The following is a 2,833-nucleotide window of genomic DNA, read 5'->3' on the forward strand; positions in this document are numbered from 1 at the left end:
CTGAAATGCAGACCCTTCGGGTCGCATTTCCCCGACGGGTGACCGCCCGATGGAGATGCCGCACGAAGTGCGCATCTCCAGGGGCGCGGGGAACTGCGCGAGAAGCCCCACCGGGCGGCAGTCGCCCGAGAAGCGCCACCAGGCAGACGCGAACGCGCAAGACCCGAGGCCGCCCCCGCTGACCAGCGGCGACGGACCTCGGGCCATGGATCCCGTCCGGCGGAGCCTAGAAGGCGGCCTCGTCCAGGTCCATCACGTCCAGGCCCGACTCGCTCGTGCCCTGGGCGAGCTTGCGCGCACCCGTGACACCCGGCAGGACGTTCGCGGCGAAGAACTTGGCCGCGGCGACCTTGCCCTGGTAGAAGGGCACGTCCTTGGCGGACGCACCGCCCGCGAGGGCCTCCGCCGCGACGGCCGCACCCTTGAGCAGCAGGTAGCCGACGACCACGTCACCGGAGGCCATGAGCAGCCGGGTCGTGTTCAGGCCGACCTTGTAGATGTTCTTCGGGTCCTGCTCCGTGGCCGCGAGGTCCGTGAGCATGACGCCGACGATGGCCTCGAGCTCGACGGCCGCCTTGGCCAGCGACTCGCGCGCCCCGGCGAGCTCCTCGCCGCCCGTCTCGACCGCGAGGAACTTCTTGATCTCCTCGGCGAGGCCGTTCAGCGCGGCGCCCTGGTTGCGGACGATCTTCCGGAAGAAGAAGTCCTGGCCCTGGATCGCGGTCGTGCCCTCGTACAGGGTGTCGATCTTCGAGTCACGGATGTACTGCTCGATCGGGTACTCCTGCAGGAAGCCGGAGCCGCCGAAGGTCTGGAGCGACTGGGCGAGCTGCTCGTAGCCCTTCTCGGAGCCGTAGCCCTTGACGATCGGCAGGAGCAGGTCGTTGAGGGCGTGCTCGGCGGAGGCGTCCTCGCCGGCGGCCTCCTTGACCTGGATCGCGTCCTGCACGGAGGCCGTGTAGAGCACCAGCGAGCGCATGCCCTCGGCGTACGCCTTCTGCGTGAGCAGCGAGCGGCGCACGTCGGGGTGGTGCGTGATGGTGACCTTGGGCGCGGCCTTGTCCATGAACTGGGCGAGGTCGGGGCCCTGGACGCGCTCCTTGGCGTACTCCAGCGCGTTCAGGTAACCGGTCGACAGGGTCGAGATCGCCTTCGTGCCGACCATCATGCGAGCGAACTCGATGATGCGGAACATCTGGCGGATGCCCTCGTGCTTGTCGCCGATCAGCCAGCCCTTGGCGGGGTGCTGGTCGCCGAAGGTCATCTCGCACGTGTTGGAGGCCTTGAGGCCCATCTTGTGCTCGACGTTGGTCGCGTACACGCCGTTGCGCTCGCCCAGCTCGCCGGTCTCCCAGTCGAACTCGAACTTCGGGACGAGGAAGAGGGACAGGCCCTTGGTGCCCGGGCCGTGGCCCTCGGGGCGGGCGAGGACGTAGTGGAGGATGTTCTCCGACATGTCGTGCTCACCGGACGTGATGAAGCGCTTCACGCCCTCGATGTGCCAGGAGCCGTCCTCCTGCTGCACGGCCTTGGTGCGGCCGGCGCCCACGTCCGAGCCGGCGTCCGGCTCGGTCAGGACCATCGTCGAGCCCCACTGCTTCTCGACGGCGATCTCGGCGATCTTCTTCTGCGCCTCGTTGCCCTCCTCGAAGAGGATGCCGGCGAACGCGGGGCCGGAGGAGTACATCCAGATCGCCGGGTTGGCGCCCAGGATCAGCTCGGCGTGGGCCCAGATGAGGGAGCGCGGCGCGGTGGTGCCGCCGATCTCCTCGGGCAGGCCGAGGCGCCAGTACTCGGAGTCCATGAAGGCCTTGTAGGACTTCTTGAAGCTGGCCGGGACCGGCGCGGTGTTCGTCTCGGGGTCGAAGACCGGAGGGTTGCGGTCCGCGTCGGTGAAGGACTCGGCCAGGTCGTTCTCGGAGAGGCGGGCCACCTCGTCGAGGATGCTCTTGGCGGTGTCGACGTCCATCTCACCGAACGGGCCGGTGCCGTACAGCTTGTCGCGGCCGAGCACCTCGAAGAGGTTGAACTCGATGTCGCGGAGATTCGACTTGTAGTGCCCCATGGCGACGGCTCCGTAAAGGCTTGGGAGGTGGATCGTCCGGGGGTGTCCCCGGACCTTCCTCGTACGCGTACCAACTAGTAACCACCACAATGCTACCCGCCGGTAATAAGAATCAACCCCCAGCGGGCCAACTGTGACGAACTCGGCCCTCGGGCGAACCCCGCCTCGCCCTTGCGGGGGCTCGGTAGTCTTGCGCCCATGTACGGCTATGACCAGACCCCGGGTGCCGGGCAGCAGTACGCGCCGCCGCAGCAGGGCGGTTACGGGCAGCAGGCCCCGCCGCTGTACCCGGAGCCGTCGCCGCCGTCGCTCGCCGACGCGGTCCGCGCGTTCACGACCGGATCGATGTCCGCGGAGGACTTCCAGCAGATCTTCGCCTCGTCGAAGGTCTACTGCCCGCGCGGCGACAACCCCGGCTTCCTCGCGCTGCACAACACCCAGCAGCCCGTGATCCCGATGTTCACCTCGCTCAAGGAGCTGCGGACGTACGCGGGCAAGGAGTCCAAGTACTTCGTGATCACCGGCGCCGAGGTCATCGACCTGCTGCCGACCGGCTACGGCTTCGTCCTCGACATGGAGGGCGAGCACCGCATGGTCTTCGACGCGAAGGCCGTCGAACAGATGGTCGATTTCGCGATGCGCCGCATGTACGGGTAGGCGCCGTGGGGGGGGGGCGCCCCCGGGGGAGGGCCGGGCGGGGGGCCGGGGTCGCGGCCATACGGGGCGCGCTTGACTATGCCTATGTGTGTCTCTCGCCCGCGCGGTCTG

Annotated in this window: 2 protein-coding genes; one reads left to right on the forward strand and one right to left on the reverse strand. The window is 68.4% G+C overall.

The genetic code is table 11. From position 1 onward, the window contains the following. Positions 1-226 precede the first annotated feature (226 nt). Positions 227-2,065, reverse strand: a complete 1,839-nt coding sequence (locus ACFW9D_RS38110) for an acyl-CoA dehydrogenase (protein ID WP_188338043.1) — start codon at positions 2,063-2,065, stop codon at positions 227-229. 198 nt (positions 2,066-2,263) lie between these two features. Here ACFW9D_RS38110 and ACFW9D_RS38115 point away from each other — a divergent pair, with 198 nt between their 5' ends. Further along, positions 2,264-2,722, forward strand: a complete 459-nt coding sequence (locus tag ACFW9D_RS38115) for an SseB family protein (protein ID WP_188338044.1) — start codon at positions 2,264-2,266, stop codon at positions 2,720-2,722. Positions 2,723-2,833 lie beyond the last annotated feature (111 nt).

It is taken from the genome of Streptomyces sp. NPDC059524, from assembly GCF_042749255.1.
Lineage (GTDB): Bacteria > Actinomycetota > Actinomycetes > Streptomycetales > Streptomycetaceae > Streptomyces > Streptomyces xanthii.

Bases quoted from the DNA above. Each gene is read 5' to 3' on its own strand.
- ACFW9D_RS38110 (WP_188338043.1), bottom strand. From the start codon at position 2,065: ATGGGGCACTACAAGTCGAATCTCCGCGACATCGAGTTCAACCTCTTC.
- ACFW9D_RS38115 (WP_188338044.1), top strand. From the start codon at position 2,264: ATGTACGGCTATGACCAGACCCCGGGTGCCGGGCAGCAGTACGCGCCG.